The 25,185-nt window shown below is 64.1% G+C and carries 28 protein-coding genes and 1 pseudogene; 13 read left to right on the top strand and 16 right to left on the bottom strand.

The genetic code is table 11. From position 1 onward, the window contains the following. The 4 genes and pseudogenes from ACIPR8_RS15425 to ACIPR8_RS15410 all read left to right on the top strand — a co-directional run. Nucleotides 1–2,180, top strand: a pseudogene (locus ACIPR8_RS15425) (hypothetical protein); the annotation flags it as partial. Between the two features lie 96 nt (nt 2,181–2,276). Continuing rightward, nucleotides 2,277–2,456 (top strand): hypothetical protein, encoded by a 180-nt coding sequence (locus tag ACIPR8_RS15420; RefSeq protein ID WP_446541567.1) that lies wholly within the window; start codon nt 2,277–2,279, stop codon nt 2,454–2,456. Further along, nucleotides 2,456–3,160 carry a hypothetical protein gene (locus ACIPR8_RS15415; RefSeq protein ID WP_446541566.1) on the top strand — a complete coding sequence of 235 codons (705 nt, stop codon included), beginning with the start codon at nt 2,456–2,458 and terminating at the stop codon, nt 3,158–3,160. Before ACIPR8_RS15420 ends, ACIPR8_RS15415 begins: the two co-directional genes overlap by 1 nt. Nucleotides 3,161–3,162: 2 nt before the next feature. After that, nucleotides 3,163–3,573, top strand: a complete 411-nt coding sequence (locus ACIPR8_RS15410) for a hypothetical protein (RefSeq protein ID WP_446541565.1) — start codon at nt 3,163–3,165, stop codon at nt 3,571–3,573. On the opposite strand, the gene ACIPR8_RS15405 is transcribed toward ACIPR8_RS15410, so the two are convergent. The 9 genes from ACIPR8_RS15405 to ACIPR8_RS15365 all read right to left on the bottom strand — a co-directional run bounded on the left by ACIPR8_RS15405 (nt 3,570) and on the right by ACIPR8_RS15365 (nt 7,163). Beyond that, entirely contained in the window at nt 3,570–4,130 is a 561-nt protein-coding gene (locus ACIPR8_RS15405; RefSeq protein WP_446541564.1) for a hemerythrin domain-containing protein, read from the bottom strand. The genes ACIPR8_RS15410 and ACIPR8_RS15405 overlap by 4 nt on opposite strands. A gap of 37 nt (nt 4,131–4,167) precedes the next feature. After that, complete coding sequence (locus ACIPR8_RS15400; RefSeq protein WP_446541563.1) at nt 4,168–4,563, bottom strand: hypothetical protein; 396 nt, start codon at nt 4,561–4,563, stop codon at nt 4,168–4,170. A gap of 82 nt (nt 4,564–4,645) precedes the next feature. Further along, the gene (locus tag ACIPR8_RS15395; RefSeq protein ID WP_446541562.1) at nt 4,646–4,906 is read right to left on the bottom strand and encodes a hypothetical protein; all 261 of its coding nucleotides are present in this window, start codon (nt 4,904–4,906) and stop codon (nt 4,646–4,648) included. A gap of 243 nt (nt 4,907–5,149) precedes the next feature. Beyond that, the gene (locus ACIPR8_RS15390; RefSeq protein ID WP_446541561.1) at nt 5,150–5,365 is read right to left on the bottom strand and encodes a hypothetical protein; all 216 of its coding nucleotides are present in this window, start codon (nt 5,363–5,365) and stop codon (nt 5,150–5,152) included. Between the two features lie 90 nt (nt 5,366–5,455). After that, nucleotides 5,456–5,710: a hypothetical protein gene (locus ACIPR8_RS15385; protein WP_446541560.1), complete on the bottom strand. Its 255-nt coding sequence runs from the start codon at nt 5,708–5,710 to the stop codon at nt 5,456–5,458. A gap of 68 nt (nt 5,711–5,778) precedes the next feature. Continuing rightward, nucleotides 5,779–5,934, bottom strand: coding sequence for a hypothetical protein (locus ACIPR8_RS15380; RefSeq protein WP_446541559.1), 156 nt, complete (start codon nt 5,932–5,934; stop codon nt 5,779–5,781). A 66-nt stretch (nt 5,935–6,000) separates the two neighbouring features. Next, the gene (locus ACIPR8_RS15375) at nt 6,001–6,513 is read right to left on the bottom strand and encodes a hypothetical protein (RefSeq protein ID WP_446541558.1); all 513 of its coding nucleotides are present in this window, start codon (nt 6,511–6,513) and stop codon (nt 6,001–6,003) included. 63 nt (nt 6,514–6,576) lie between these two features. Then, the gene (locus tag ACIPR8_RS15370; protein ID WP_192286124.1) at nt 6,577–6,828 is read right to left on the bottom strand and encodes a hypothetical protein; all 252 of its coding nucleotides are present in this window, start codon (nt 6,826–6,828) and stop codon (nt 6,577–6,579) included. A gap of 119 nt (nt 6,829–6,947) precedes the next feature. Beyond that, complete coding sequence (locus ACIPR8_RS15365; RefSeq protein ID WP_446541557.1) at nt 6,948–7,163, bottom strand: hypothetical protein; 216 nt, start codon at nt 7,161–7,163, stop codon at nt 6,948–6,950. Between the two features lie 275 nt (nt 7,164–7,438). Between ACIPR8_RS15365 and ACIPR8_RS15360 the strand changes: the two genes are divergently transcribed. Further along, nucleotides 7,439–7,639 carry a hypothetical protein gene (locus ACIPR8_RS15360; RefSeq protein ID WP_446541556.1) on the top strand — a complete coding sequence of 67 codons (201 nt, stop codon included), beginning with the start codon at nt 7,439–7,441 and terminating at the stop codon, nt 7,637–7,639. A gap of 93 nt (nt 7,640–7,732) precedes the next feature. Further along, nucleotides 7,733–7,906 (top strand): hypothetical protein, encoded by a 174-nt coding sequence (locus tag ACIPR8_RS15355; protein WP_446541555.1) that lies wholly within the window; start codon nt 7,733–7,735, stop codon nt 7,904–7,906. Between the two features lie 15 nt (nt 7,907–7,921). Here the strand turns inward: ACIPR8_RS15355 and ACIPR8_RS15350 are convergent, their stop codons facing one another. Next, nucleotides 7,922–8,074 (bottom strand): hypothetical protein, encoded by a 153-nt coding sequence (locus ACIPR8_RS15350; RefSeq protein ID WP_446541554.1) that lies wholly within the window; start codon nt 8,072–8,074, stop codon nt 7,922–7,924. Nucleotides 8,075–8,426: 352 nt separating this feature from the next. Between ACIPR8_RS15350 and ACIPR8_RS15345 the strand changes: the two genes are divergently transcribed. After that, the gene (locus tag ACIPR8_RS15345; RefSeq protein WP_446541553.1) at nt 8,427–8,768 is read left to right on the top strand and encodes a hypothetical protein; all 342 of its coding nucleotides are present in this window, start codon (nt 8,427–8,429) and stop codon (nt 8,766–8,768) included. A gap of 18 nt (nt 8,769–8,786) precedes the next feature. Here ACIPR8_RS15345 and ACIPR8_RS15340 read toward each other — a convergent pair whose 3' ends face one another. After that, the gene (locus ACIPR8_RS15340) at nt 8,787–9,542 is read right to left on the bottom strand and encodes a class I SAM-dependent methyltransferase (protein ID WP_446541552.1); all 756 of its coding nucleotides are present in this window, start codon (nt 9,540–9,542) and stop codon (nt 8,787–8,789) included. 305 nt (nt 9,543–9,847) lie between these two features. Next, entirely contained in the window at nt 9,848–10,012 is a 165-nt protein-coding gene (locus ACIPR8_RS15335; protein WP_446541551.1) for a hypothetical protein, read from the bottom strand. 464 nt (nt 10,013–10,476) lie between these two features. On the opposite strand from ACIPR8_RS15335, the gene ACIPR8_RS15330 reads away from it, so the two are divergent. Continuing rightward, nucleotides 10,477–10,746 carry a putative hemolysin gene (locus tag ACIPR8_RS15330; RefSeq protein WP_446541550.1) on the top strand — a complete coding sequence of 90 codons (270 nt, stop codon included), beginning with the start codon at nt 10,477–10,479 and terminating at the stop codon, nt 10,744–10,746. Between the two features lie 212 nt (nt 10,747–10,958). Here the strand turns inward: ACIPR8_RS15330 and dxs are convergent, their stop codons facing one another. From dxs to ACIPR8_RS15310, 4 genes are all read right to left on the bottom strand, one after another. Next, the gene (gene dxs / locus ACIPR8_RS15325) at nt 10,959–12,869 is read right to left on the bottom strand and encodes a 1-deoxy-D-xylulose-5-phosphate synthase (protein WP_446541549.1); all 1,911 of its coding nucleotides are present in this window, start codon (nt 12,867–12,869) and stop codon (nt 10,959–10,961) included. Nucleotides 12,870–13,022: 153 nt separating this feature from the next. Then, on the bottom strand, nt 13,023–13,688 hold the full coding sequence (locus ACIPR8_RS15320; RefSeq protein ID WP_132862956.1) for an HNH endonuclease: 666 nt from the start codon (nt 13,686–13,688) through the stop codon (nt 13,023–13,025). Between the two features lie 216 nt (nt 13,689–13,904). Further along, the gene (locus tag ACIPR8_RS15315) at nt 13,905–15,695 is read right to left on the bottom strand and encodes an acyl-CoA dehydrogenase C-terminal domain-containing protein (protein ID WP_446541548.1); all 1,791 of its coding nucleotides are present in this window, start codon (nt 15,693–15,695) and stop codon (nt 13,905–13,907) included. Nucleotides 15,696–15,732: 37 nt separating this feature from the next. Then, a complete protein-coding gene (locus tag ACIPR8_RS15310) occupies nt 15,733–16,209 on the bottom strand; it encodes an NDR1/HIN1-like protein (protein WP_446541547.1) in 477 nt (158 codons plus the stop codon). 190 nt (nt 16,210–16,399) lie between these two features. On the opposite strand from ACIPR8_RS15310, the gene ACIPR8_RS15305 reads away from it, so the two are divergent. The 5 genes from ACIPR8_RS15305 to ACIPR8_RS15285 all read left to right on the top strand — a co-directional run bounded on the left by ACIPR8_RS15305 (nt 16,400) and on the right by ACIPR8_RS15285 (nt 24,687). Then, a complete protein-coding gene (locus ACIPR8_RS15305; protein WP_446541546.1) occupies nt 16,400–19,759 on the top strand; it encodes a TonB-dependent receptor in 3,360 nt (1,119 codons plus the stop codon). A 61-nt stretch (nt 19,760–19,820) separates the two neighbouring features. Beyond that, the gene (locus ACIPR8_RS15300) at nt 19,821–20,408 is read left to right on the top strand and encodes an RNA polymerase sigma factor (protein WP_192286109.1); all 588 of its coding nucleotides are present in this window, start codon (nt 19,821–19,823) and stop codon (nt 20,406–20,408) included. Next, nucleotides 20,392–21,396, top strand: coding sequence for a FecR family protein (locus tag ACIPR8_RS15295; protein ID WP_446541545.1), 1,005 nt, complete (start codon nt 20,392–20,394; stop codon nt 21,394–21,396). The genes ACIPR8_RS15300 and ACIPR8_RS15295 overlap by 17 nt, the downstream gene beginning before the upstream one ends. 13 nt (nt 21,397–21,409) lie before the next feature. After that, on the top strand, nt 21,410–23,224 hold the full coding sequence (locus tag ACIPR8_RS15290) for an amidohydrolase family protein (protein ID WP_446541544.1): 1,815 nt from the start codon (nt 21,410–21,412) through the stop codon (nt 23,222–23,224). Between the two features lie 17 nt (nt 23,225–23,241). Next, the gene (locus tag ACIPR8_RS15285) at nt 23,242–24,687 is read left to right on the top strand and encodes an amidohydrolase (RefSeq protein WP_446541543.1); all 1,446 of its coding nucleotides are present in this window, start codon (nt 23,242–23,244) and stop codon (nt 24,685–24,687) included. The last annotated feature ends 498 nt before the right edge of the window (nt 24,688–25,185 follow it).

Raw genomic sequence — 25,185 nt, 5'->3', positions numbered from 1 at the left:
ACGCCCAGCAGGCTGCGGCGGATGCAACGGCAAAGGCCAACGCAGCCCGCGATGAGGCTATCGCCCGGGTGGACGCACTGGCCGGCGAGGTCGGGGAAATCGTCAATGCCCCCGAGTGGTCCGAAACTGAGGACTACATTGCCGGCTGGCTCGTGCGCGAGGGTGGGAATCTCTATCGCGCGAACGTTGCGAACACGAACGTCAGGCCGAGCACGAACCCGGCCACGTGGGAATACATCGGCCAGTTCGCGTCAGTGGCAGAGGCTGCTGCGGCTGCATTGCAGCTTGCCACCACCACCGCATCGGAACTTGAAGCCGAAGCGTTGCGCATCGACTCGCTGCAGGCACGCATGCCGGCAGGGACGGGCGTGCTTGAAACCAAGGCGCGTGTTGACCAGGTGAATCAGGCAAGCGTTGACCGCGATGGCGCCCTCGGCTTGCGGGTTGGTAGCGTTGAAGCCACCATCCCCGATCTTGCGACGAAGGCGAGTGTCACGGCTGTTGAGCAGGCCAGTGTCACGCGCGATAACGCGATGGCGGACAGCGTTACGTCCGTTCGCAGTGCCATCGGCGACATCGCGACGATCCAGAACCCGTCCTTTGAAGCCATCACGGGGAACATCGGCTGGGGTACTGTCGAGACGAGCCCAAGCAACAACCAGCTGCCGCCGTCGTCCACGTTCTTTGACGGCTCCGCAGCAAATGGTCGCTACTCGATGCGGTTCAATGGTGACGCGGCGAACCCGAACAGGACGCTGTTCAACGCGCAAGTTTTCGAGATCCGCAACTCGAAGCGCGTGTATCTCTCGCTCGACTCGCAGACCGCCGGCACCGCTCCAGCGGCTGGTACGCAGATCCGTGTTGGTGTCCGCTTCTATGACACCACGGGAACGGCCCTGCCGAACCAGTGGCTGCCGTGGATCACGACAACGACCGGCGGCTGGGTGTGGGGTAGTCGCATCATGTCGGGCTGGGTGGATGTGCCGGCTGGAGCTGCAACCGGCAAGGTGATGATCTACATCGGGAATCACACTGCTGTCGGAAGTGGCATCTTGGTCGATAACGCCGTGTGCGAGGTCGAATCGGCACAGGGCGTTATTACGGCCGCTGCAATCTCGGGCCTGACCACCGACGTTAGCAGCATTGATGGGCGGGTGACGACTCAGGCACAGCAGATTGGCCAAGTGAAGGTGACGGCTGACGGTGCAAGTGCGGCCATCACGAACCTTTCGGAGGTGAGCATTGCATCAAACGCGATCGTCACGCTCGATGGCGGGTTCGAAACTGATAAGGCATGGGGCTTTAGCACCGGTGTCGTGGACACCTACAGCTATGGCATGCCGCTGTACTCCGACCTCAGCACCGCCAATGCTCGTTCCGGTCGGTGCCTGCGCATGCTTGTTGGGTTCAGCAACCTTGTCTATAACCAGCGGCATATCCGCGTAAGCCAAGGCCAGAAGTTCCGGTGTACGTTCTGGGTTCGTGCCCAAGGCTCCGTTGCAACGGCTGGCTATGTTCGTATCTCGGCGAGCGCATGGAACAGCAGCCGGCAGTACACCACGCACTACGACACCGACGCCTATGTTGCGCTTCCGGGGCTGGACTACAACTATCGAAAGGTCACCGGAGTGTGGGAAGTCCCGGCTGGCGTGTCGTTCCTGCAGTTCTGCGTCCGATGCAGCAACACCGGCAATCCGAACACGTATGTCCTCGTGGATGACGTGCAAGTCGAACTGCTGAGCGAGGAGCAGAATGTTATCCGCGCGAGGAACACGGTTGGCGTTGATGTGAACGGTCGATGGGTAGGAACCATTACCGAGAACGACGGATTGAGGGGTGGAACGACCTTCATCATGGACTACTTTCGGCTTCTGGCTGCGGACGGTGCATCGGCAAGCATGGAGATCACCGGGAACTACTTGCGTGTCTTCAACGCGAACTATCAGAAGATCATCGGCGTTGGGTTCGGTGTCGGAGGCGCGCTGATGGAGTGGTTCGGTCCGAACATCGGAGCAGCCAACTGCACCACTGCGAACTGCATTGAGTGCAAGACCACTGCCGGCGTGGCGATCATCCGTGGTTCTAACGCACAGGGCTCGATGGAGATCATCAACACCCTGGTCACTATCCGGGACAACAACAACGTCAAGCGGGTTGAGTTCGGGCTGCTTGTTGACTGATGGGAGGCGTAGATGCCAGCGGGACTTAGGACGCGGAGCGCTGCGAACGTCGTTGAGCTGACACTGACGAGCCGGGCAACGCGCTTGCTTGGATACATGGAGCCGGCTTCGGCCGGCTCGGTTGTCATTCCAGAGCTGGCCGAGGGCACGCCATTCGTGTTCCCTGTGCTGGATCAGAACGGGATCATGTACCCCAGCAACTTCATGCTGCCCACGGTCAGCGGCACAACTTTGAGCTGGTCAGGGCCTGGCCGCTTCTACTACGGAACGTTCTGATGCGCGCGGGTTTTCAAATCAGGAACGATGACCTGAAGTTGATCATCGATGAGCGCTTCTTCAACTATGCGTTCGTGTCTAAGCACACGGTGAAGTTCAACGCAGGGAATACCGGGCCGGTGACCGGCGGCTATGGTAACCAAGCGTTGCTGTCGCTGCCGGGACTGGACCGCCCCATCGTCGCCGCGCGCAGCAGCAAGCCGTGGACGGTGATGCGCGCCCGACCGGTGACCGGCGGCTGGGAGTTCGGTTGGATCTCTGCACATGGCGCAGGGGCCGTGCCAACGGACGAGATCGAGGTGTTCGTGTTCGACCGACCGAAGGTGCTTGGCGGGGGCGGCGCGGGCATTCGACTGTTCGACGCCCAGGGAAAGCCGGTGTTCGATTCGCGGCAGCGGTATATGCGGGTCGTCAACTCCACCGTGCTGACCGGAACATCGGCGTCGGGGTCGGTCGTGCTGCCGGCTGGGCAGTACGCCCAGATCGTGCCCATCCCGGCCTATCGCTGGATGGGCAACCAGGCCACCCCGTCATCCAACTGGATGTGGGCGTGCTCCGCGAGCCTGATCACTTCCTCGGCCACGGGCTGCACGGTCGCATCTCAGAACACGGGGGAGGGCTCCTACGCGCCCTGGGCCGCGCCGGCTCCAGTGGCTTCCAGCAACCAGATGCAAATCATCACTGTTGACGTTTCGGGGTATTGAGCATGAGCGAGCAGGTAATGCGGGTAACGGAAGGTGGCGACGTTGAGCGTGTCTACGACGAAGCGAACCGGGATGTGCTGGTGTGCCGGCGGGCGGAAATCTTCTTCACGCCCAACGAGGATGGGACGCCGAGCACCGCAGGAAAAGTGATCTGGCATACCCAGTGGTGGAGCTACATCGGTTCGTTCAAGCGCGGCGAGACTCTGGGGCCGCAGCTGGAGAACAGCATCGATGAGGTACTGGGGAGCAGCTACGACGTGGGCCTGCCTGAACCGCTGGCCGCCGCGGTGATCGTTGCCGGGATCAAGGCTGCCTTCGTCCACCGGGCCGCGCAGCACTTCGGGATCGGCGCGGAGCTCGAACCGGCCCCGAACCACTTGTCCGAAGGCGGTCCTCGGTTAGAAGTTCTCTAGCCTGAGCTGAGCGAATTCAGCATGCGTTGGTGATCACGACGGTATTGGCCTGCTAGGCGTTCCTTCTGCGAAGCGGAGAGGATCTTGCCGGACACTTGGAAGAACTTCTTCTCTTCCTCGCGGAGGTGATGGTGCACCTTTTCCGACAGCTTGCGCGCCTTGGCCATCCAGGCCGCCCCGGTCTTATCGGTGATGCTCATGTCCTCGACGATCTCATCAATCTCATGGTGCTCGTGGAGCGCATGTCGGGAAGCGTCGAGGCCGGTGTCGTGCATTAGGATGGGGGCATACAGAAAGCGCTCTTCGGCGGCAGCGTGGGCGGCCAGCTCCCGTCGCAACTCCGTGAAGAGTTGCCGGCGACGTTCGGTGTGTGGACTAGAGCGCAATAGCTTGCGGCACAGGGATCGCTGAAGTTGGTGGCTTTCACGCAGGGCGTCGTAGATATTGTCAGCCATATTCAACCCGGAGAGGCGCGGAGTTTCATTGTGCCTCTTGAGATCGTGAGTGCGATGTGTATTTGTTGCCTGCGTCGTTGGCCAAGGAATATCCAGCTGCATCTACGGTCGGATTGGATCTAAGGGCGCGGCTATCGGGCTATCGCAATGGTGTTGATTGGCCGCCCGTCAATAGCTCAAGCTGACAAATGGCGCGAACAACCAACCCACGAGGCTCGCCCAAGGCGCTGATGGCCTGAGATGGTCTGGCGGATGGCGGGATTTGAATCGTATCGAGTACGCTATCAATTGTGGGTCCGAAGAAGGCCACATCTGTCGGACGATATGGATATTCGTATCGACTTTTCCGCGAGCGCGTCTTCAACTTAGAGATATGTCGTAAAAGAGCTGAACGTGCCAAGGTTAGGTCGGCATCGAAATTCATTTGGTGGTGTGGGCTTGCATGTGCCAGTTGGATGACGTGGTCCATGAGCTTTAATAGATCGGACAGTTCCGCCAAGGCGTGTTGGGCTGTTTCAACCTTGAAAGATGTCATGCTCTGAGTATCCATCCATGCTCTCGCACAGCGCGAATGTATCGCTATTGAGCAGGAGGATAGATGGCATTGCTGCCAAGGGCTAGCGGCGATAGCTTTCCTTCAGATGTTCAAGCTGGGCTGAGGCCTTCATCATGCTGGTAATCCGGTCCAGTACTGCTTCAATCCCGTTCCGGCGCTCCTGCTCGTCTGTGGTTCCTACGGACTCTTTTAGTGCGCGCCTCGTTAGAATTGCCAAGGCCCTCAACTTATCGAGGCGCTTTGTGTAGTTCCATGAGTGATTGAGCATGGTCATCTCAAGAGCAAGATCATCGAGATCGGCTCTCGCGTCGTCATAGTTCATCAGTCTGGCCTGGAGCGGGGTGGGGCTCGTGGCCCTACCATAGGCGCTTTCGCGAAGATTTGTGTGATTCGCCGATTCGGCGACGTTGTCGGCAGTTGCTCGGCCTTCAGGACGTGAAGCGCATGGTGTGAGTACGAGCTATGCGTGCCTCGTCTCTCTTTTCTTTGTTGGCCGTGATGAGGGCGCTAGTTCGACCAGTTCAATGTGAACGTAAATAGAAGGCCCCGCAGAAGCGGGGCCTCTCTACTTTACGAAATGAGCTGCTCGGGTGGCGCCGAACTGCATCGCCGCCCCTGCCAATTCGTTGGCGACATGTATCCCTTGCCCAGTTCGCCTTGTGGCCTCATCCATAAGGGCTTGATAGATATCCCAGAAGAATGAATCTGCCTGATGGGAAAGGTAGGCAGTGTGCAAGTTCATCCATTCTTCCTGAGTAAGGTATTGCGCGTCGTAAGCCATATGGCCTCCTGACACTCAAGTCTCATTGTTTATACGATTGCGTCTGCCGGGGTGCATCTGCGAACGAGGTGGCGGAAATTCTTCGGTGGCTCAGCTTCGCCGCGCATAGGTGAGGATAAGCGCTTCGTCCTCTGCTGCCGCTTTTGCTGACTTGGACCAGCGAACCACTGCTCCTTTGTTCTTGATCAGAGTCTCAAGCTCTGTACAAAGGCAGTCGGCGCAGGATTGGCCGCCCGGACTGCTTCTGCCACAGTTCTTGCATGGCGCCATCGTCGTCGTTTCGGGTGGGCGAAGCTGATAGGTAATCTTCGCCATCAGCGCCTTCGCTTTCGTTACGTTACTCACTGCTGTCCATTCCTTCGGAGCAGCTGCGCGTTCAGACGCAGCTCTCCTTCAGTCACCAGCAGGAAGGCTTACTTCTGCTGGGATTTGCCGCCATCCTGGGGCTTACCTTCCTTGGTTTCCGCGTCCTTGCGGTCGTTGTCGTTCTGTTGGGGCGCACCCGGTGCGCGCTTGGTATCGCGCTCCTGCTGGCCTTGGGTGTTGGTTGTGTCGTTTACGTTGTTCATTTTCTACTCCATCGCGGTGAGGTCACCGCAGATGAAGGTTGCGCCTAGCCGTGTTAGGGGAGGGTGCTATTGAAGCCTTGGGGATGAATGGGGCTCCGCTTGGCTGGATTCGTTCAGTCGGCTCCAGCAGAGCTGAGCCACATGCTTGGTGATGTCTGCGTTCAACCTGGATGTCAACGGTGGAATGCGGTGGTACAGAGCGGCTGACCATGAGGCTTCTGTTCCATGTGGGTCTCGCAAGTAGATTTCACAGGCGAGTTTGATCACCGGGACGCACTTCTTTTCGAAGGAGTCAGAGATGAACGAGCCGTGGTTGAAGCGCTCCTGCCAGTAAGAGAGCTCACTCACCACATCGACGTAGTCTTTATCTCTTCTTGCGTTCATTTTCTTGATCCTCATGCCGCCATCTCGCACGGTGGCTATGCTGAAGGCGACCCTTGCGCGAAAGGTGTCATCTGCGATCAGTGAGGATTCGACCGGCCTGAAGGCTTGTTCTATGTGGCCTTCTTTTTGGCATCTTTGCTGACTTACGAGCACCATAGTCGCTTTTGGATTGATCGATGTGACGAAGATCGGCAAAGCATAGGTAGGTTGGGCTCCCCAAAGGGAAAGCCCGGCGAAGTGCCGGGCTTTTTGCTTCGATCAACCCACCACCAAGGTCCATGGTATGTCCGAGTCCTTGTACTTGAACCGGAACCCATCGAAATCCACCTGGCTTGCGATCTCTCCATTCGCGTCAATCAGCGTCTTCATCTCGATCTCTGAAGCCAGTGGATGCACGATGCGGATGCCATCGGTGGCGCCAGATCGGAGGCGTACATGCTCGCTCGACAGAACCTTCACCGGGCGACGTTCTTGACCTGGTCCTTCCAAAAACATTGCAACAGATCCCATGGTGCTAACTCCACGAAAGTTGAAGTGCGGTCCCCTCCGAGTTGATCGGAGATCGGGCGAGATTCTTCGTTGCTGCTGATGAAGTCTGCGTCAAGCAACTAGTGCCGTGACGCATTTAGTTACACGAATAGGGCTTGCTCGGTGAGGCCCATTCGCTGAGCGACGCGTGCCATCTCATTTGCCACCTTGATGCACGAGTCTCCGGTGCGCTGTTGCGCCGCGAGCTGCAGCTCTTGATACACCTGCCAGAACTCGGGGCCGCTGCCGTGCGCCTTATAGGCAGCATGCAGCGTCATCCATTCTTCGTCGGTCAGGTATTGCGCGCTGTATCCCATTGCGATCCTCCCGGCTTCCTGCCCCCTGCGCCATGACCATAGGTCGCGCATTGTTGCTGCCAAGTTAACTGGCGTCATTGAAAGGTAAAAGTGTGATGCGCGGCTCGATGTACGTGGTGAGTGCGTGATTGCTAGGTGCCGGTGTAACGACCTCCCTTTACCCCACAGGGATGCATTCTCGGCCTACCAGCTGGCGTGCCCATACAGGCTCCCCGCTTCCTCCTCGCGGACGTCTGTATGGGGCGCTAGTTGGACTTCTTGCATCGGAGCAGCCCATGGCGACGACATCCAACAAGCACGTGCACAGCTCCCCGGACAGGCGCGCCGATAAGCCCGACGCGGGCCCTGAGCGGGCCAACTGGCGCGACCAGGAACTGATCGACAACGATGATCAGTACCGGCAGGAGGGCAAACTGCGCGGGGCAGGGCAGGTGGACAAGGGCCCGTCCGCTTGCAACCCGAAGGGGCGGCGCTAGTCGCCGCCGCGGTACCAGTCCAAGCCAGTGAGGCGGCCGTGCCTATCCTCTCCGGCCGTGGGGCCGTAGCTAGTAGAGAGCGGCATCGAAGACGTGCTGGGGGACAGCTATGACGTTGGCCTGCCCGAGCCGCTGGCCGCCGCGGTGATCGTTGCCGGGATCAAGGCTGCCTACGTCCACCGGGCCGCTCAGCACTTCGGGATCGGCGCGGTGCCGGAGCCGCTTCCTGACCCCGTGCCCGAAGGCAGCGGTCAGACCTTGCCGTGAAGCGAGGTGCTGGAGTTAGCAATACACCAGCATCAAGATCTCAGCTATTACGGCGGTGCCGATGATCAGAATGAGCGCCGAGAGGGCTTTCATCCAGAGCGATGCTGGCTCTTGCTTCTCTGGCGTGTTCTGCTGCTTCGAGCTTGTCAGTTTGCCGGCTGCTTCCATCTGACCATCTCCCTTGGGCGGCTGTCCAAGTAGTAACTCTTTTGCGGCTTGGAACACCGTGTGATTGATCTCAGTTTCGCAGAGTTGTTCAGACGTAGGGGCTGGAAATCATCCAGTATTTCCGCGCCGCGGCGTGACACCTGCGGCAGCCTCTCTCACCGGGGAGGCCTCTGCACTGCGAGCCCAAACTCCGGTGCGCCGGCCGCGGTGGCCCAAACCACATGGCGCGAGACGCCCCACAAGGCTCGTCGTGATCCGGCACTTGTGCCCATCAGCGACCCGCCGGGGTACTCGCACGAACTGGCGAGGTCAGTCCAAGGCCGTGAGACGGCCCTGCATATCCTCTCCGGCCATGACCGACTACATCCGCGACCCTGACCTTGGCCCGGAATTCGTGTGGGGGCCGCGCACCAGCTTCGACATTCTGCCGACTGCGCTGACGCTGCACGGGGAAATCCTCGTGTCGATGCTCGATGGCGTGCACGGCCGGTGGACGGCCAGGCTGCACCGGGAGGATGGCATCCACTCGCCGCTGATCTTGCGCCGCTGCACGGACTTCAACTCCGGCCGGCACGGCGCTGAGCGGTGGGTGCTGCGGCACGAGGAAGCACTCCGTGAGAAGGTCGCCCGGAAGCTGCAGTGGATTCGGGAGCATGTGGTCCGGCATTCAGCTAGCAGGTCCACTGGAGGCTAGGATCACGGCGTTGCGCTTCTAGGGGCGCCGTGCTTCAAAGCTGATAACTTGGTCACCCTTTTGGGGTGCGCGACCGCGTTGGTAATTGCCCGACGCAACAACGTCTCTGAAGCCAGCAGCCTGCAATGCGAGGCCGAATTCCTCGACCCCCCACCAGCGCAGCTTGAATAGATCGAGCTCTGTCTCCACCAAGTTGCCGCCTTTCCAGCGCTCATAGCGAAGATGGGAAAGAGTCGTTTGAGCCACGTAGTCGGTTTCTACTCGATGATCTGTCAGCGTCAACAGTTCACCTTGCTCTGTCGTCCAGCTGCGAATTGCACCAGAAGCGCCCAGAAAGCCGTCGATTGAGTCGAGATCGAGAATTAGCTTGCCGTTCGGCAACAAATGTTCGTAGAACCGCTTCAGAGCGGCCGTTGCCGATGCTGCGTCCGTGATCAGTTGCAGCGATCCCGCCGGAATGATTATTGCAGCGAACTTCTTGTCGTATGAGAAGTCCCCAAAGCTGAATCGCATCAAGGTTCCAAGTACGTTGTGCTCTCGGCAAGCGTCTCGGCAGTAGCCAAGCATTTCCTCGGAGGCATCGAACCCCTCGATGGGAAGCCCTTCTTTGAGCAGTGGCACGAGAACCCGGCCATTGCCAACCGCAGGTTCCAAGATGGGTCCTTCGGACTCGCTCAGAATCTGCTGGTAGTACTCCACATCACCGAATGACCGACCGACTGGCTTGTCCAGGTTGTAGACCCACGACGCGAGCTTTCCGTACCGATTTTCCATTTCACCCCTGTAGAACTGAACTGTCGTTTGATCGCTTTTGGGTGGGCAGCATAGCCGCGACCAAGCGGAATTGCGCAGATATTGGGATGGGCCGTTTCGGTGCGCCCTTTGGCGCGACCGGGCCAGGTTAGAGAGTTGCCGCCCCGGTTGAAGTCCCTTTCACCGGTGGGCGGCGGGCCACGGCCGGATCTTGGGAGCGTCGTGGCGGGCGAAATTCTAGCCGCGGAGTTGGCCAAGGCAAGCCCCCGGCCTGCGGTAAATCTGGCGTCGCGGCCAGCGGGTGGCAGGTGCGGCTTGAGCGCCGCCTAGCCCTTGGGCAATAGGCTGTAGGGGAGTGCCTTCAAGAGCGCCACGAAGGCCAGGCGCGGGGTTCTGGCCAGGAGCATGGTGACGACACATACCCCCAGCCAAGCCCCCGCCGCTGCAAGCGCCCAGTCTCCCAATGTCATCGATGCGATCAGCGAACTCATGATCACCTCCGATCGGTCCAGACCCCCCGTTCGGCCGGATCGTAGCACTGGCCTTTCGGGCGGGACTGGGATTTTTGCCCCCGGGGCGATTTGGTGACTGAAAAGCTACAAGCAGGCCATACGAGTGATGGGTACCAGGGGCAATGGCGGCGCGGACCCGCGGATGAGACGATGAGGGTATGCACCCTATCGACCTGTAACCTATTGATTCGTATAGGTAGGAGATCGGGCTTTCGTGCCCGTGTGCCGAGGGCCAGTTCCTTATATATATGAGTAGTTTAGGCGGATCAGCGCCGATGCCTGGGGGGCAGAGGGTCGTCGGTTCGAATCCGGCCGTCCCGACCAATTACTGCATCAAGATCAAGGGCTCGCACGTGGTGCGGGCCTTTTTTCGTTGTGCACACAGGTTTTTGCTAGCCTGCGCCGAGCGGGCAGTCCGGCCTGCGGCCTTCTGGGGAGCTGACATGAAACGAGGGATCCATTGCATTGCCATCCTGGTCGTCGCCGGGGTGCTGTCGGCCTGCGCGGCAGGCGAGGGCACACGCGGTACGGCGGAGGTGCCACGCGTGGGCATGGCCAATCCGGCCTCGGTGCATTGCGTCGACAAGGGGGGCAAGGTCGAGATCAGGAAGAACAGCGAAGGCGGCGAGTACGGGATCTGCCATTTGCCGGACGGCACCCAGGTCGAAGAGTGGGAACTGTTCCGGCGGGACAATCCGGCGGGCAAGGACTGAGCGGGACGGCGGCGCGCCGCGGTGCCGGGTGCTGGGAATTCATCCGGGCCTGCGCGGGGCGGCTGGCTTTTTTCTGCGGCGCAGCCGGTTCGTCGGCGTGGATGAAAGCTCGGTGTGGGAATGCAGGACGCGGCTGACCTGATTCCGGGTGAAGGGCGTTTGCCCGTGCGCAAGCCGCTCAAAAGAAAAGCCCCGCGATGCGGGGCCTTTTTTCAGCTCGCCGCGCTGAGGGGCGCGGCGGTGTCATTCAGCTTGGGCCAGCGCTTGAGCAGGGCGGTGCGGATGCCGCTGGCATCAATGCCGGCTTCGGCCAGCAGGTCTTCGCGGCTGGCGTGGTGCTGGTAGCCGTCGGGCAGGCCCAGGTGCAGCATCGGCATCGTCACTGCTTCGGCATTGAGCAGCTCGGAGACACCCGAGCCGGCACCGCCGGCGACCACGTTGTCCTCGATGGTGACGAAGCCGTCGTGGGTGCGGGCCAGTTCCAGCAGCATCGCCTTGTCCAGCGGCTTGATGAAGCGCATGTTGACCACGGACAGGCCCAGCTCGCGGCCGACCTGTTCGGCGGCCGGCACGGTAGCGCCGAAGGCGAGCAGGGCGATGCGGCTGCCGGCGTGGCGCAACTGCGCCTTGCCGATCTCCAGCGTCGACAGGTCGTTGCCGATGGCGGCGCCGGGGCCGGTGCCACGCGGGTAGCGCACCGCGGCCGGGCCCTTGTACTGCAGGCCGGTGCTGAGCATCTGCCGGCATTCGGCTTCGTCGCCCGGGGCCATGATCAGCATGTTCGGCACGCAGCGCATGAAGCTCAGGTCGAGGTTGCCGGCATGCGTGGCGCCGTCGGGGCCGACCACGCCGGCACGGTCGATGGCGAACAGCACGTCCAGGTCCTGGATGGCGACGTCATGGACCAGCTGGTCGTAGGCGCGCTGCAGGAAGGTGGAGTAGATGGCAACGACCGGCTTGGCGCCCTGGGTCGCCATGCCGGCGGCCAGCGTGACCGCGTGCTGCTCGGCGATGGCCACGTCGAAGTAGCGCTCCGGGTACTCCTTGCTGAAGCGCACCAGGCCCGAGCCTTCGCGCATCGCCGGGGTGATGCCCATCAACAGCGGTTCGGCGGCGGCGGCATCACACAGCCAGTCGCTGAAGATGTCGGTGTAGGTCGGCTTCTTTGGCGCGCCCTTGGCGGGCAGGCCCTTGCTGGGGTCGAACGGGCCGACGGCGTGGTAGCCGATCTGGTCGTCCTCGGCCGGCTCGTAGCCCTTGCCCTTGGTGGTCATGATGTGCAGCAGCTGCGGCCCCTTGGCGTCCTTCAGGCGGGCCAGGGTGGACAGCAGCAGCGGGAGGTCGTGGCCGTCGATCGGGCCGGTGTAGTGGAAGCCCATCTGCTCGAAGGCGGTGGACGGCACGAACATGCCCTTCCACTGCTCCTCCCAGCGCTTGACGAAGCGCGCCGGCGGGCTGTTGCGCTTGTCGCCGAGGATCTTCTTGCCCCCTTCGCGCAGTGCGTTGAGCGTGCGGCTGGCGGTGGCGCGGCCGAGCATCTTGGTCAGCCCCCCCACCGCTTCGGAGATGGACATGTTGTTGTCGTTGAGGATGACCAGCACGTTCGGCTCGTCATCCATGCCGCCGGCGTGCGCCAGCGCCTCGAAGGCCATGCCGGCGGTCATCGCGCCATCGCCGATCACGGCCACGGCCTTGCGGGTGTCGCCCTGGCGCTGGCGCGCGATGGCCATGCCCAGCGCGGCGGAGATGGAGGTGGAGGAGTGGCCGACGCCGAAGGTGTCGTACTCGCTTTCCTCGCGCTTGGGGAACGGCGCCACGCCGTCCTTCTGCTTTACCGTGTGGATGGTGTCGCGGCGGCCGGTGAGGATCTTGTGCGGGTAGGTCTGGTGGCCCACGTCCCACACCAGCTGGTCCACCGGCGTGTTGAACAGGTAATGCAGGGCGACGGTCAGTTCGATCACGCCCAGGCCGGCCGCGAAATGACCCCCGCTCTTGCCTACCGACTCGATCAGGTAGGCACGCAGTTCTTCGGCGACCGCGACCAGTTCGCTTTCGTCGAACCTGCGCAGGTCATCGGGAGTCTGGATGCGCGACAGGCGCGGATAGGAGGCAGAGTCGATCATTTTCGTGGCGTTTCAATCGAAACGGTATTTTCGCCGCCAAAAGGGGGTGGGGCAAGCAAACCGCAACAATTGTGAGCGTGAAATGACGAGGTTTGCCAGCAATCTGAAGTACCTGTTCAGACTGTCGATACCGAATGCGGTGTCCGGGGCGGTTCAGGCGCTGCGCTGCAGGGCCTTCTTGGGCAGTTGCGCCTTCAGGAAGGCCATCTGGTCGGCCAGGATGTTGCGGTTGGACAGGATCAGGTGTTCGATCCAGCTGGGCCGGTAGGGCACGGCCAGCAACGGCATGTTCGCCTGCTGCGGGGTGCGGTTGCTCTTGCGCGAATTGCAGTGGAAGCAGGCGGTGACGACGTTCTCCCAGGTGTCCAGCCCCCCCTTGGAGACCGGCAGCACGTGGTCGCGGGTGAGTTGCGGGCGGCTGAACTGCTGGCCGCAGTACAGGCACAGGTGCGCGTCGCGCGCGAACAACGCCGGGTTGGTCAGGTTCGGCGTCGGGTCGATGGCGCGCGAGCGGGCATGGCCGCGCGAGGCGATGATCGGGTGCAGGTCCAGGCCGCTGCGCTGGCCACTGTCGCGGTTGGTCGCCCCGTGCACGTGCAGGCAGGGGTCGCCGAGCGTCCAGGCCACCGCGTCGCGGGCGTAGAGGCAGGCGGCGTCCTGCCAGGTGATCCAGTCCAGCACGCGTCCGTGTGCATCGAGCGACAGCAATCGCACGGTACCGAGGCGGTGGAAGGAGGGGGGAAGTGAAAACCCGGCTGTCGGAGCGGAAAGGTCGGCTCCGGTATCGATCAGACTACGCGGTGTAGTGTCTGTCTCCATCGGGCAAACAGCTTATACACGAAGCGTGACAGTTTGTGTAAAGACGGGGCGGTTCCGGGGCGTGTGCTTCTTCAATCTGCGATAGAAGCGGCCCTCACCCCAACCCCTCTCCCGCGCACGGGAGAGGGGCTTTGGGCTTGCTGCGATAGAAGCGGCTCTTACCCCAACCCCTCTCCCGCTTGCGGGAGAGGGGTTTTGTTTGCCGGGGCGTTGGGTTTAGTCGCCGAAGCGTGCCGAATCCATCGCCATCAACGGGTCGGCGCCGGCTTCCATGCTGGCGGCATGGGTCAGGGTGCGCGGCAGGACGCGGGCGTAGTAGAAACGCGCGGTTTCCAGCTTGGCCTGCTTGAAGCTGTCGGTATGGCCGGACACCTGCGCGGCGGCGACGGCGCGGGCCCACCAGTAGGCCAGGGCGACGTAGCCGCTGTAGAACAGGTAGTCCCAGCTGGCCGCGCCCAGTTCTTCCGGGTTGGCGGCGGCGCGCTGCAGCACGCTGACGGTCAGCTTGCCCCATTCCTTGGCCTTGGCACCCAGCACCGGCAGGAACTCGGCCACGGCCGGGTTGTTGGCGTTGTCGGCGATGAACTGCTCGACCTCGGCCAGGAACAGCTTCAGGCCGGCGCCCTGCGAAACGGCGGTCTTGCGGCCGATCAGGTCCAGCGCCTGGATGCCGGTGGTGCCTTCATACAGCGTGGTGATGCGGGCGTCGCGGGCGTACTGCTCCATGCCGTGCTCGGCGATGTAGCCGTGGCCGCCGAACACCTGCTGGCCGTTGTAGGTGGCTTCGATGCTCCACTCGGTCAGGCAGGCCTTGACGATCGGGGTGAGGAAGCTGACCAGCGTGTCGGCGTCGGCACGTGCCTTGTCGTCGCTGCCGTTCTGGGCGGCGTCGAGCTGCGTGTAGGCGTGCGCGGCGAGCAGGCGGCCACCTTCGGTCAGTGCCTTGGTGGTGAGCAGCATGCGGCGCACGTCGGGCTGGGCGATGATCGGGTCGGCCGGCTTGTCGGCCAGCAGCGGGCCCTTCGGTGCGCGCGACTGCAGGCGCTCACGGGCGTAGGCCAGCGCGCCCTGGTAGGCACGCTCGGACTGCGCCAGGCCCTGCACGCCGACGCCGAGGCGGGCGGAGTTCATCATCACGAACATCGCCTGCAGGCCCTTGTGCGGCTGGCCGACCAGGTAGCCCTGGGCGCCGTCGAAGTTCATCACGCAGGTGGACGAGCCGTGGATGCCCATCTTGTGCTCCAGCGCGCCGCAGCGCAGGGCGTTGCGCTCGCCCTTGTTGCCGTCGCGGTCGACCTTGTACTTGGGGGTGACGAACAGCGAGATACCCTTCGGGCCCGGAGGGGCGTCGGGCAGCTTGGCCAGCACCAGATGGACGATGTTATCGCTCAGGTCGTGCTCGCCGGCGGTGATGAAGATCTTGGTGCCGGTGATCGAGTAGCTGCCGTCGGCGTTAGGCTCGGCGCGGGTCTTGAGCAGGCCCAGGTCGGTGCCGGCGTGCGGTTCGGTCAGGCACATGGTGCCGGTCCAGTGGCCGGCCACCAGCGGCTTGAGGAAGGCTTCCTTCTGCCAGTCCTCGCCGTAATGCTTGAGGGCTTCGACCGCGCCGTGCGACAGCATCGGGAACAGGCTCCACGCCAGGTTGGCCGAGGACACCATTTCGCTCAATGCCATGCCCAGTGTCTCCGGCATGCCCTGGCCGCCGAACTCCGCTGCCGCGGTCAGGCCGGTCCAGCCACCCTCGACGAACTGTGCGTAGGCCTCCTTGAAGCCGGGGGCGGTGGTGACCTCGCCGGTGGCCTTGTCCAGCTTGCAGCCGGTCTGGTCGCCGACCGCGTTGAGCGGGGCCAGCACGCTGGCGCTGAAGCGGCCGGCCTCCTCCAGCACCGCGTCGATGACGTCGGCGCTGGCGTCTTCCAGGCCCATCGCGGCGAACAGGGATTCGGCCTTGAGCACGTCGTGCAGGGCGAAGCGAAGATCGGTAACAGGGGCTTTGTAGTTGCTCATCAGAACGGTCTCGAACGATGCAGGAAGCGGGTGGGGGTCAACGCAGGACGCCGGGCAGACCCGGTGCCTGGTTGAGGCTGTTGCGCGATTTGACGTCGAAGCTGCGCTGTTTCTTTTCTTCCGGGGTGGCGCTGATGGTGCCTTCCAGTTCATAGAACAGGGAGCGGCCGCCGGCCAGCGAATCGGCCACGACGATGCGTGCCGCCGAAGACGGTTGCAGGCGGACCTTGACCACATCGGCCGACTCCGGGCCGATCGATACGCCCGGTTGCGTGCTGAGCGTGCCGGCCGCTTCATCGCCGACCTTCATCGCCAGCGACACCGCGTCAAAGCGCATCGGCATGGAGCTGTAGTTGCGCAGGCGCAGCTCGACGTCCCAGTTGCCGTCGTTGCCGACGGTAAGCTGCTGGATGCTGGCGGCAGGTTCGGAAACGCGCTTGACCGGGCCGCCGCTGCAGGCGGCAAGCGCCAGCGCGGCCACGGTGATCAGGGCGTATGTAGGGCGAAAACGCATGCCGCGCGGTCCTCCAGTCCTAAAGATGTCCCGAAGGATACTACGGCGTATGGCAGCGTGCGCAGGGCATGGGGTGGCAAACACGGGCGACAATCGCGGCGGGGGATGGCGGAACCCGGCTTCTGGTGCATCAACACATGCAGGGGCCTGACGGCTGCCGTCTTCCGCGTCACTTTCTGGGGGTTCATTCATGCGTTCATTCAAGTTGTTGCCGCTGGCCAGCGCAATTCGCGGCGGTCTGACTCTGGCGGTGCTGTGTGCCGCTTCCCCGGCGTTCGCCGCGCCACCGCAATTCGATATCGATGCCGGCAATATCGAGGACGTATTACCCGAATTCGCCCGTCAGGCGGGCATCCAGATCATCGCCCCGGCCCATTCAGGCAAACAGGGGCGCATCGCGGTGGGGGAACTGAAGGGGCAGATGGATACCCGGCAGGCCTTGAACCGCCTGCTCGACGGCACCGGACTGACCGTGGCCTCCGATGATGGCCGCACGATCACTCTGCGCGCGGCCACGCCGATGCTGGCGTCGCTGGGGGGGCTGGGCGCGATGTCGATGGCGCAGTCGAGCCAGGTCGAGCCGGTCGCCGCTGAAGCCGAGCCGGCGCAATCCAATGCGAACGTGAACACGCTGGACCAGATCACCGTGGTCGGCAGCCAGATCAAGGGCAGCAAGTCGGCCGCCATCCTGCCGGTGACCACGCTGCAGACCGAACAGATCGAGGCCACCGGCGCGGTCTCCGGTGACGACCTGTACCGCTCGATCCCGCAGATGGGTGATGTCTCCTTCAGCGGTACCAATGGCGGCAACAGTTCCAACTACGCGCGTGGTGACATCGCCTCGGTCAACCTGCGCGGCCTGGGCGTGGGCAACACGCTGCTGCTGATCAATGGCCGTCGCACCGTGGTGCACCCGATGAGCCAGGCCGATGGCAACCTGGTGCCGGTGCTGACCTACAACGCCAACGCGGTGCCGGTGTCCAACCTGCGCCGGGTGGAAGTGCTGCTGGACGGTGCGGCCGCCATCTACGGCACCGACGCGGTGGCCGGCGTGGTCAACAACGTGCTGCGCGACGATATGGACGGCGGCACCATCAGCGTGCAGAAGGGCTTCGGCGAAGGCACCAACCTGAGCGATGTCGGCGTCAACGGCATGTGGGGCAAGAACTCCGAGGACCTGCGTTCCAACATCACCATTGCCTTCAACTACTACAACACCACCGGCCTGAACTCGCTGGACCAGGGCTGGACCAGGAACGGCAACCGGGCCGATGACTTCGCTGGCACGCCGTTCGAAGGCCTGGCCGGGGTGGACAACCGCAATACCAACAGTCCGTGGGGCAACTTCACCGCCAGCGGCCCGCGCATCTCGCGCAATGGCACCTGGTTGACCACGGCGGCCGGTGCCTTCCACGTGCAGCCGACCGCCAACAGCGGCTGTGCGGCGACCATCGGCGACGGGCTGTGCGTGCAGTCCGGCAGCAAGGCGACCTCCGGCGCCGATGCCAACCTGCGCGACAACCAGCAGTCGCAGTACCCGCTGTCGATCACCCCGGACGTGCGCCGGCTGAATCTGTTCGTTACCGGCAAGCATGATTTCGAGAACGGCATTTCGTTCTTCAGCGAAGCCGGCCTGTACGACTCGCGTGCCTACAGCCTGCAGAGCGGCGTGAACACCATCACCGCCTTGCCGATGACCGTGGCCGCCAGCAACTACTGGAACCCGTTCGGGGCGATGTACCTGCCCGATGGCTCGCTCAACCCGAACCGCCTGCAGGGGTTGAACATCGGCCCGGATGGCGTGCCGGTGACGATCACCAGCTACCGCTTCGAGCGGCCGACCCGCATCGAGGTCAACAACACCCAGGTGCGCGCGCTGGCCGGCCTGCGTGGCTTCCATTACGGCTTTGACTGGGAAAGCGCGGCGCTGTACTCCAAGGCCAAGGTCAAGGACACCCAGGACGCGGTGAGCATGTCGCTGTTCCAGCAGGCGCTGGCCAACCCGACCGCCTCGGCCTACAACCCGTTCTGTGGTGGCTGCAACGACTGGGACAAGCTGGACCAGTTCTTCTACAAGGCCAAGCGGCAGAGCCAGACCGAGCTGTTCCTGTGGGACTTCAAGGTCTCGCGCCCGGACCTGTTCAAGACCTGGGCCGGCGATGTCGGCATGGCCGCCGGTTTCGAGATCCGTCACGAAACCCAGCGCGATGACCGCGACGCGCGCGTCGATGGCTCGGTGACCTTCACCGACATGATCACCGGCGTTGCCTACCCGAGCGACATGTACGGTGTCAGCCCGACCCCGGACACCTACGGCTCGCGTACCGTGGCCGGCCTGTTCGCCGAGCTGTCGGTGCCGCTGGTGTCGCCGGAGATGAACGTGCCGCTGGTGCGTTCGCTGGACCTGCAGGTTGCCGGCCGCGCCGAGCGTTACAACGACTTCGGCAACGTCGCCAAGCCCAAGCTGGCGCTGGGCTGGCAGATGTTCGACGGGCTGACGCTGCGCGGCTCCTGGGCCAAGGGCTTCCGCGCCCCGAACCTGGAGCAGATCAATGCCACGGTGGTGAGCCGTTCGAACAACCGCACCGACTACATCCAGTGCGAGGCCGACGTGCGCACCGGTGCGCAGGCATCGATCAACGGCTGCGGCGGCTACACCTATTCCACCACCGCACGCCGCTCGGGCAACCCGGACCTCAAGCCGGAAACCTCCACCAACACCAGTGCCGGCATCGTGTTCCAGCCGCGCTTCATCCCGGAGGACTACGGCCGCTTCACCTTCGCGGTGGATTACTACAAGTACGAGCAGGAAGGCATCATCGGCCTGTTCGGTGAAGGCAACGCGCTGATCCTGGACTACATCCTGCGCCAGCAGGGCGGCAGCAACGCCGCCGTGGTGCGTGCCGACCCGACCGCCGACGACATCGCGCGCTTCGCCGGTACCGGCCTGGCTGCAGCGGGCAAGGTGCTGTACGTCACCGACCAATACGTCAACCTGGAGCCGCAGACCCTGCGTGGCGTGGACTACAACTTCAGCTGGAACTCACCGGAAACCCGCATCGGTCGTTTCGACCTGTCGGTCACCGGCACCCACCTGATCGAGTTCTACCGCCAGCGTTCGCCTGCGTTGCAGGCGCTGGAAGACGCCAAGGCTACCGGCCTGGTCGACCCGTCGATCCGCATCACCGGCGGTGGCGACCTGATCGGCAACGGCGGCAACCCGGAATGGAAGTGGGCCGGCACGCTGACCTGGCGTTACCAGCAGCTGTCGGTGGGTGCCACCGCGCGTTACTCCAGTTCCTACGTGGAGAATGGCCTGACCCTGGCCGACGGCACCCCGTGGACGGTGAAGTCGCAGACGTTGGCCAATGCCTTCGTCAAGTACGAGTTCGAGCGCGAAGGCTGGCTCAACGGGTTGGCGGTGAAGGTCGGTGCCAACAACCTGGCCAACAAGCGCCCGCCGGTGTCCGATGACACCTACGGCTATTCCTCGGCGGTGTACCAGGCGTATCCGCGCTACTGGTACGTCAACGTCAGCAAGGCGTTCTGATGAAGGCCATCATGGCAGGTGCGGGCGTCCGGCAGTGGCCGGGCGTCCCGCTGGAGAAGCAATGAGCGCAGCGCAGGCAAGACAGCGTGCCTTGTGGTTGGCCGAGCACGTGCTGCCGCACGAGCCCGGCCTGCGTGACTGGCTGCAGCGACGGTTGTCGGTGCGCCAGGACGTGGACGACGTGATCCAGGAGACATACGCGATCCTGGCGGCGATGGCCGATGTGACGCACGTGCGCCAGCCGCGCGCGTACGTCTACACGGTGGCGCAATCGGTGGTGTTGCAGCAGCTGCGGCGTGCGCAGGTGGTGTCGATCGAAGCGGTGGCCGAGATCGACCGGGTGGCGGTATTGCCCGAGGAAGCCAGCCCCGAGCGCACCGCCTCCTCGCGGCAGGAGCTGGCGCGGATCGGCGCGTTGATCGACAGCCTGCCGGCCAAATGCCGCGAGGCGTTCGTACTGCGCCGGGTGGAAGGCTATTCGCAGCGCGAGATCGCCCAGCGGATGCAGATCAGCGAGAACACGGTGGAGAAACACATCTGCAAAGGCATTCGGCTATTGATGGATGCAATGAAGCGCGACGGCGACAGGACGGAGACGGGCACGGACCAGCCCGCCGCAGGAGAAACATGGCATGCGCGCAGACGTTAACGGGATTGATGACATCGCCGCAGCATGGGTGGCGCGGGAAGACCGCGCGCCGCTGACGGCAGAGGAGACGGCCCGCCTTGATGCCTGGCTGGAGGCCGACACGCGCCATTTCGGCGCCTATGCGCGGGCACAGGCGGTGCTGGCGCGCACCGACCGTGCGCGGGCATTGTCGGCCGGTGCGATGGACCGCGCCTTCACCGCGAACGTGCCGGCCAGGCCGGCGCGGCGGATGCTGCGCTGGGCGGTGGGGTTGGCCGCGGTGGTCAGCGTGCTGGCCATCGGCGTGCAACGCCAGGACGACGGTGCCGAGTACTACGCCACGCGCAAGGGCGAAATCCTGCGGGTGCCGCTGCAGGACGGCTCGGCGATCACACTGGATTCGGATTCACAGGTGCGTGTGAGCTACAGCGATACCCGCCGCGACATCCGCCTGCTGCAGGGCGAGGCGTTGTTCGACGTGGCCAAGAACCCCGGGCGTCCGTTCGTGGTGCGTGCCGAGGAGACCGACGTGACCGCGGTGGGGACCAGCTTCGCGGTCAGCCTTACCGAACGCCGCAGCGGCGGGGTGGAGGTGCTGGTGCGCGAAGGCATTGTCGATGTCACCGACGTGCAGGGCGTGGTCGCGCCGACGCGGCTGGTGGCCAACTACCGCGCGCTGGCCAACCGCAGTCATGGCATCCGCATCGAACCGGTGCCCAGTGACGACCTGCAGCAGCAGCTGGCCTGGCGCGAGGGCATGTTGTCGTTCAACGGCGACACGCTGTCGGTGGCGGCGGCGCAGTTCCTGCGCTACAGCGACACCCGCATCGTCATCGACGACCCGCTGGTGGGCAGCCGCCGCATCGTCGGCCTGTACTCGGCCAGTGACCCACTGGGCTTCGCGCGCAGCGTGGCGCTGAGCCTGGGATTGGTGGTGGAACAACAGGGCAACGAGGTCCGCCTGCGTTCGCCGGACGCCGCGCCGCACATGGCGCGGTCCATGCAATGAAATGGGGTTGAGCATGCATAACGAGAAACGACGCGCCCGCCTGCTGGCGCTGGCGACCGCGTTGCTGCTGGGCAGTGGCCAGGCGACCGTGGTGGCCATGGCCAGTGAGACGCAGGCGTTGCTGATCCGCGACGCGATGGTGTTCGACGGCACCGGCCGGGCCGCGTATCCGGCCAGCGTGCTGGTCGAGGACGGGCGGATTGCCGCCATCGGCGACGCGCTGCAGGCGCCCAAGGGGGCGCGCACGGTCAATGCGCGTGGTCAGGCGTTGTTGCCGGGGCTGTTCGACCTGCATACGCACTGGACGCCGAACGCGGTACCGTCGGAGCTGCCGCAGGTGGCCAACCTGTACATGGCCGCGGGCGTGACCACGGTCAGTGATTTCCACGAACCACCGGAGGCGTATGCGCCACGCCGGCAGTGGCTGTCCTCGATCGCCGCGCCGGACGTGAAGTTCGCCGCGCGCATGAGCACGCCGCTGGGACACGGTGCCGACTGGGGCGACGAGAACACCACGCGCTGGGTCAATTCACCCGAGTCCGCGCGCGCCGGTGTCCGCGCGGTGGCCGCTTACAAGCCCGATTTCATCAAGGCCTTCACCGATGGCTGGCGCTACTCCAATGCCGCCGACAACAGCAGCATGGACGAGGAAACCCTCGCTGCGCTGGTCGACGAGGCGCACAAGAACGGCCTGAAGGTGTTCACCCATACGGTGATGGTCAAGCGCGGCAAGAGCGCCGCACGCGCCGGCGTGGATGTGATCGCGCACAGCGTGCAGGACGGCCCGGTCGACCAGGAACTGATCGAACTGATGCGCACGCATGGCACCGCCTATGCGCCGTCGCTGGCGGTGTACCTGCCGGAGCGGGTGGATGGCAGCGGCCGTACCGGCGCCAAGCCGGACGTGCTGCGCCAGCGCGAGCAGAACTTCGCCAATGCCCTGCACAACGTCAAGACCTTGCATGACGCCGGCATCCCGGTGGTGGTGGGGACCGATGCCGGCATGACCGGCACGCCGCATGGTGTCTCCACGCTGCGTGAACTGGAGTTGCTGGTGGATGCCGGCCTGACGCCGGCCGAGGCGCTGCTGGCCGGCACCGCCCGGAGCGCCCGGGCGCTGGGCGTGGCCGATCGTGGCACCATCGAGGTCGGCAAGCGCGCAGACCTGTTGCTGGTCAAGGGCCAGCCGTGGCAACGCATCAGCGACATCCGCAATACCGAGCAGGTCTACGTCGCCGGGCGCCAGGTGCACGGCAAGGGGAGCATTTTGCCGGCTGGCAACCGGGCGTTGGCATTGCCGGCGCAGCCGGTGGCGGCACTGGTCGATGACTTCGAGCGCGCCGACGGCCGTACCGCGCTGGATACCCTGCGCGTGGACGAGGCCGACGGTGGCAACGACCGTACCGTGCAGGTCACCGAAGTGGTGGCGCGCGAGACCGGCGGCAATGCGCTGGCCACGCAGGCCAAGCTGTCCAGCAAGGACAGTGCATTCGCAGCGGCGATCCTGCCATTGAGCCGTGGTTCGGTGGCGCCAGTGGACGTGCGCGCCTACCACGGAGTGCGTTTCGAGCTGCGCGGTTCGGCGCCGGAGCTGCGGCTGGAAGTACGCGCGCTGGGCAACCGCCGCTTCATCGCGCCGTTGCAGGCCCAATCGCAATGGCGCACGGTCGAGGTTCCATTCAGTGCCCTGCAGGGCCAGCCACCCTATCGCGCCACTGCACCGATCGCGCAGTGGAAGGGGGACGACCTGCAGCAACTGGTGTTCTCCGCCGGTGGTGCGCCGGGCAGCAAGGTCTGGTTCGAGATCGACAACGTGACTTTCTACTGATGCACCGGTGCCTGCCGATGAAGCGTTCCCTGTTGCGTGTCGCCCTGTTGTGCAGCCTGCTGCCCGCACCTGCGGCGTGGGCGGTTACGCCGGATGTCCTGGCCACGCTCGATGCCTACGCCAAGCGCCAGGCCGACGTGGGGCATGCGCTGTGGCAGCAGCCGGAGCTGGGGTATCTGGAGACCGCCTCGTCGGCATTGTTGCAACGGGAGCTGCGCGAGGCCGGTTTCCAGGTCAAGGCAGGTGTCGCCGGCATGCCCACCGCGTTCGTGGCGTCCTACGGCACGCGCGGCAAGGGTCCGGTGATTGCACTGTTGGCTGAAATGGACGCCTTGCCGGGCATGGCCCAGGCCGCCGAGCCGGTGCGCAGCGCCATTGCCGGCCAGGACGCGGGCCAGGCCTGCGGGCACAACCTGTTCGGTGCGGCGTCGGTGGGCGCGGCACGCGCCATCGCGCAGTGGCTGGATGCCACCGGGCGCGACGGCGAAGTGCGGCTGTATGGCACGCCGGCGGAGGAGGGCGGGTCGGGCAAGGTCTACATGACCAAGGCCGGCCTGTTCGATGACGTCGACGTGGTGCTGCATTGGCACCCGTCGGCCGACAACTCCGCCGCGCAGGGCACTACCTTGGCCAACATCAGCGGCAAGTTTCGCTTCAGTGGCATTGCCGCGCATGCCGCCATCGCGCCGGAGCGTGGTCGCTCCGCGCTGGATGGCGTTGAAGCGTTCAACTACATGGCCAACCTGATGCGCGAGCACGTGCCGGACCGTACGCGCATCCACTACGTGATCAGCAACGGTGGCGCAGCTCCCAACGTGGTGCCGGACGCGGCCGAAGCCTATTACTACGTGCGCCACACCGATCCGGCGGTAGTACGCGATGTGATCGCACGCCTGCGCGAGGCCGCCGAGGGCGCGGCGATGGGTACCGGCACCACGGTGAGTTTCGAACAGACCGGCGGCGTGTTCTCGCTGCTGCCCAACGACACGCTGGGGCAGGTGATGCAGGCCGCGCTCCAGCAGGTGGGGGGCGTCCATTACGACGCGGCCGAACAGCGGTTCGCCCAGCAACTGCAGCAGACGCTGGAGAAGAAGCCCTCACTGGAGACCGCGCAGCAGTTGCAGCCCTACCGCGCCGACCTGGCCGGCAGTGCCTCCACCGACGTCGGTGACGTGAGCTGGAATGTTCCCACGGCCGGGTTGAGCACCGCGACCTGGGTGCCCGGCACGCCGGCGCATAGCTGGCAGGCAGTGGCCGCATCGGGCATGTCCATTGGTGACAAGGGCGCGTTGAATGCGGCCAAGGTGATGGCGCTGGCGGCCGTGCAACTGCTGCAGTCACCGGAGACCGTGCGCAAGGCCCGCGAGGAATTCGATATGCGACGTGGTGCCGGGTTCCAGTACCTGCCGTTGCTGGAGCGGGACACCCCGCCACTGGACTACCGGCGCACGACGCGCGACTGACTTGTCGCCGTAAGCTGCCGCCGACATGTGCTTCACTCCCGGGCTGGCAGGCTGCAGCCCGGAGTGGTGTTGCTGGGTAGCCCGTCACTCCGATGGGCGGCGGCCCGATCCCTCCATCGGGCCGCCGCCCGAATTTTCACCGAACCGCGATGGCGGTGCCTTGGTGGTGGAGTTGCACGGCCCGGTTGTTCATTGAGCGATGGTGCGAGCGATGCCCCGAGGCAGAGGCGCGTGCGTCGTCAGGCAAGCGTGGTGGGCATGGGGCGGATTGGGTGGCGGTGTTCATGGACGCGCCCCTTGGCGAACGCGCAGGCAGCGCGTAGAATCCGGAGCACCGCGTGGGGCGGTAGCTCAGCTGGGAGAGCGTCGCGTTCGCAAGCTGGCCGGAAAAAACCGGAACTACCTCACCGATCAAGGATTAAACAAACGCCCGCTCATCAGCGGGCGTTTTGCGTAAGGCGGTCGGGGAGGGCGAGTGAGTAGCCGACATTTACGATG

This window comes from Stenotrophomonas sp. LARHCG68, from assembly GCF_052871705.1.
Note: the sequence above shows the minus strand (reverse complement) of the source record. Positions and strands in the feature narration are given on the sequence as shown.

Bases quoted from the DNA above. Each gene is read 5' to 3' on its own strand.
- ACIPR8_RS15415 (WP_446541566.1), top strand. From the start codon at position 2,456: ATGCGCGCGGGTTTTCAAATCAGGAACGATGACCTGAAGTTGATCATC.
- dxs (WP_446541549.1), bottom strand. From the start codon at position 12,869: ATGATCGACTCTGCCTCCTATCCGCGCCTGTCGCGCATCCAGACTCCC.
- ACIPR8_RS15400 (WP_446541563.1), bottom strand. From the start codon at position 4,563: ATGACATCTTTCAAGGTTGAAACAGCCCAACACGCCTTGGCGGAACTG.
- ACIPR8_RS15350 (WP_446541554.1), bottom strand. From the start codon at position 8,074: ATGGAAGCAGCCGGCAAACTGACAAGCTCGAAGCAGCAGAACACGCCA.
- ACIPR8_RS15335 (WP_446541551.1), bottom strand. From the start codon at position 10,012: ATGAGTTCGCTGATCGCATCGATGACATTGGGAGACTGGGCGCTTGCA.
- ACIPR8_RS15365 (WP_446541557.1), bottom strand. From the start codon at position 7,163: ATGGGATACAGCGCGCAATACCTGACCGACGAAGAATGGATGACGCTG.
- ACIPR8_RS15370 (WP_192286124.1), bottom strand. From the start codon at position 6,828: ATGGGATCTGTTGCAATGTTTTTGGAAGGACCAGGTCAAGAACGTCGC.
- ACIPR8_RS15390 (WP_446541561.1), bottom strand. From the start codon at position 5,365: ATGGCTTACGACGCGCAATACCTTACTCAGGAAGAATGGATGAACTTG.
- ACIPR8_RS15340 (WP_446541552.1), bottom strand. From the start codon at position 9,542: ATGGAAAATCGGTACGGAAAGCTCGCGTCGTGGGTCTACAACCTGGAC.
- ACIPR8_RS15380 (WP_446541559.1), bottom strand. From the start codon at position 5,934: ATGAACAACGTAAACGACACAACCAACACCCAAGGCCAGCAGGAGCGC.
- ACIPR8_RS15360 (WP_446541556.1), top strand. From the start codon at position 7,439: ATGGCGACGACATCCAACAAGCACGTGCACAGCTCCCCGGACAGGCGC.
- ACIPR8_RS15405 (WP_446541564.1), bottom strand. From the start codon at position 4,130: ATGCAGCTGGATATTCCTTGGCCAACGACGCAGGCAACAAATACACAT.
- ACIPR8_RS15420 (WP_446541567.1), top strand. From the start codon at position 2,277: ATGGAGCCGGCTTCGGCCGGCTCGGTTGTCATTCCAGAGCTGGCCGAG.
- ACIPR8_RS15305 (WP_446541546.1), top strand. From the start codon at position 16,400: ATGCGTTCATTCAAGTTGTTGCCGCTGGCCAGCGCAATTCGCGGCGGT.
- ACIPR8_RS15300 (WP_192286109.1), top strand. From the start codon at position 19,821: ATGAGCGCAGCGCAGGCAAGACAGCGTGCCTTGTGGTTGGCCGAGCAC.
- ACIPR8_RS15310 (WP_446541547.1), bottom strand. From the start codon at position 16,209: ATGCGTTTTCGCCCTACATACGCCCTGATCACCGTGGCCGCGCTGGCG.
- ACIPR8_RS15395 (WP_446541562.1), bottom strand. From the start codon at position 4,906: ATGAACTATGACGACGCGAGAGCCGATCTCGATGATCTTGCTCTTGAG.
- ACIPR8_RS15410 (WP_446541565.1), top strand. From the start codon at position 3,163: ATGAGCGAGCAGGTAATGCGGGTAACGGAAGGTGGCGACGTTGAGCGT.
- ACIPR8_RS15285 (WP_446541543.1), top strand. From the start codon at position 23,242: ATGAAGCGTTCCCTGTTGCGTGTCGCCCTGTTGTGCAGCCTGCTGCCC.
- ACIPR8_RS15290 (WP_446541544.1), top strand. From the start codon at position 21,410: ATGCATAACGAGAAACGACGCGCCCGCCTGCTGGCGCTGGCGACCGCG.
- ACIPR8_RS15345 (WP_446541553.1), top strand. From the start codon at position 8,427: ATGACCGACTACATCCGCGACCCTGACCTTGGCCCGGAATTCGTGTGG.
- ACIPR8_RS15320 (WP_132862956.1), bottom strand. From the start codon at position 13,688: ATGGAGACAGACACTACACCGCGTAGTCTGATCGATACCGGAGCCGAC.
- ACIPR8_RS15295 (WP_446541545.1), top strand. From the start codon at position 20,392: ATGCGCGCAGACGTTAACGGGATTGATGACATCGCCGCAGCATGGGTG.
- ACIPR8_RS15315 (WP_446541548.1), bottom strand. From the start codon at position 15,695: ATGAGCAACTACAAAGCCCCTGTTACCGATCTTCGCTTCGCCCTGCAC.
- ACIPR8_RS15330 (WP_446541550.1), top strand. From the start codon at position 10,477: ATGAAACGAGGGATCCATTGCATTGCCATCCTGGTCGTCGCCGGGGTG.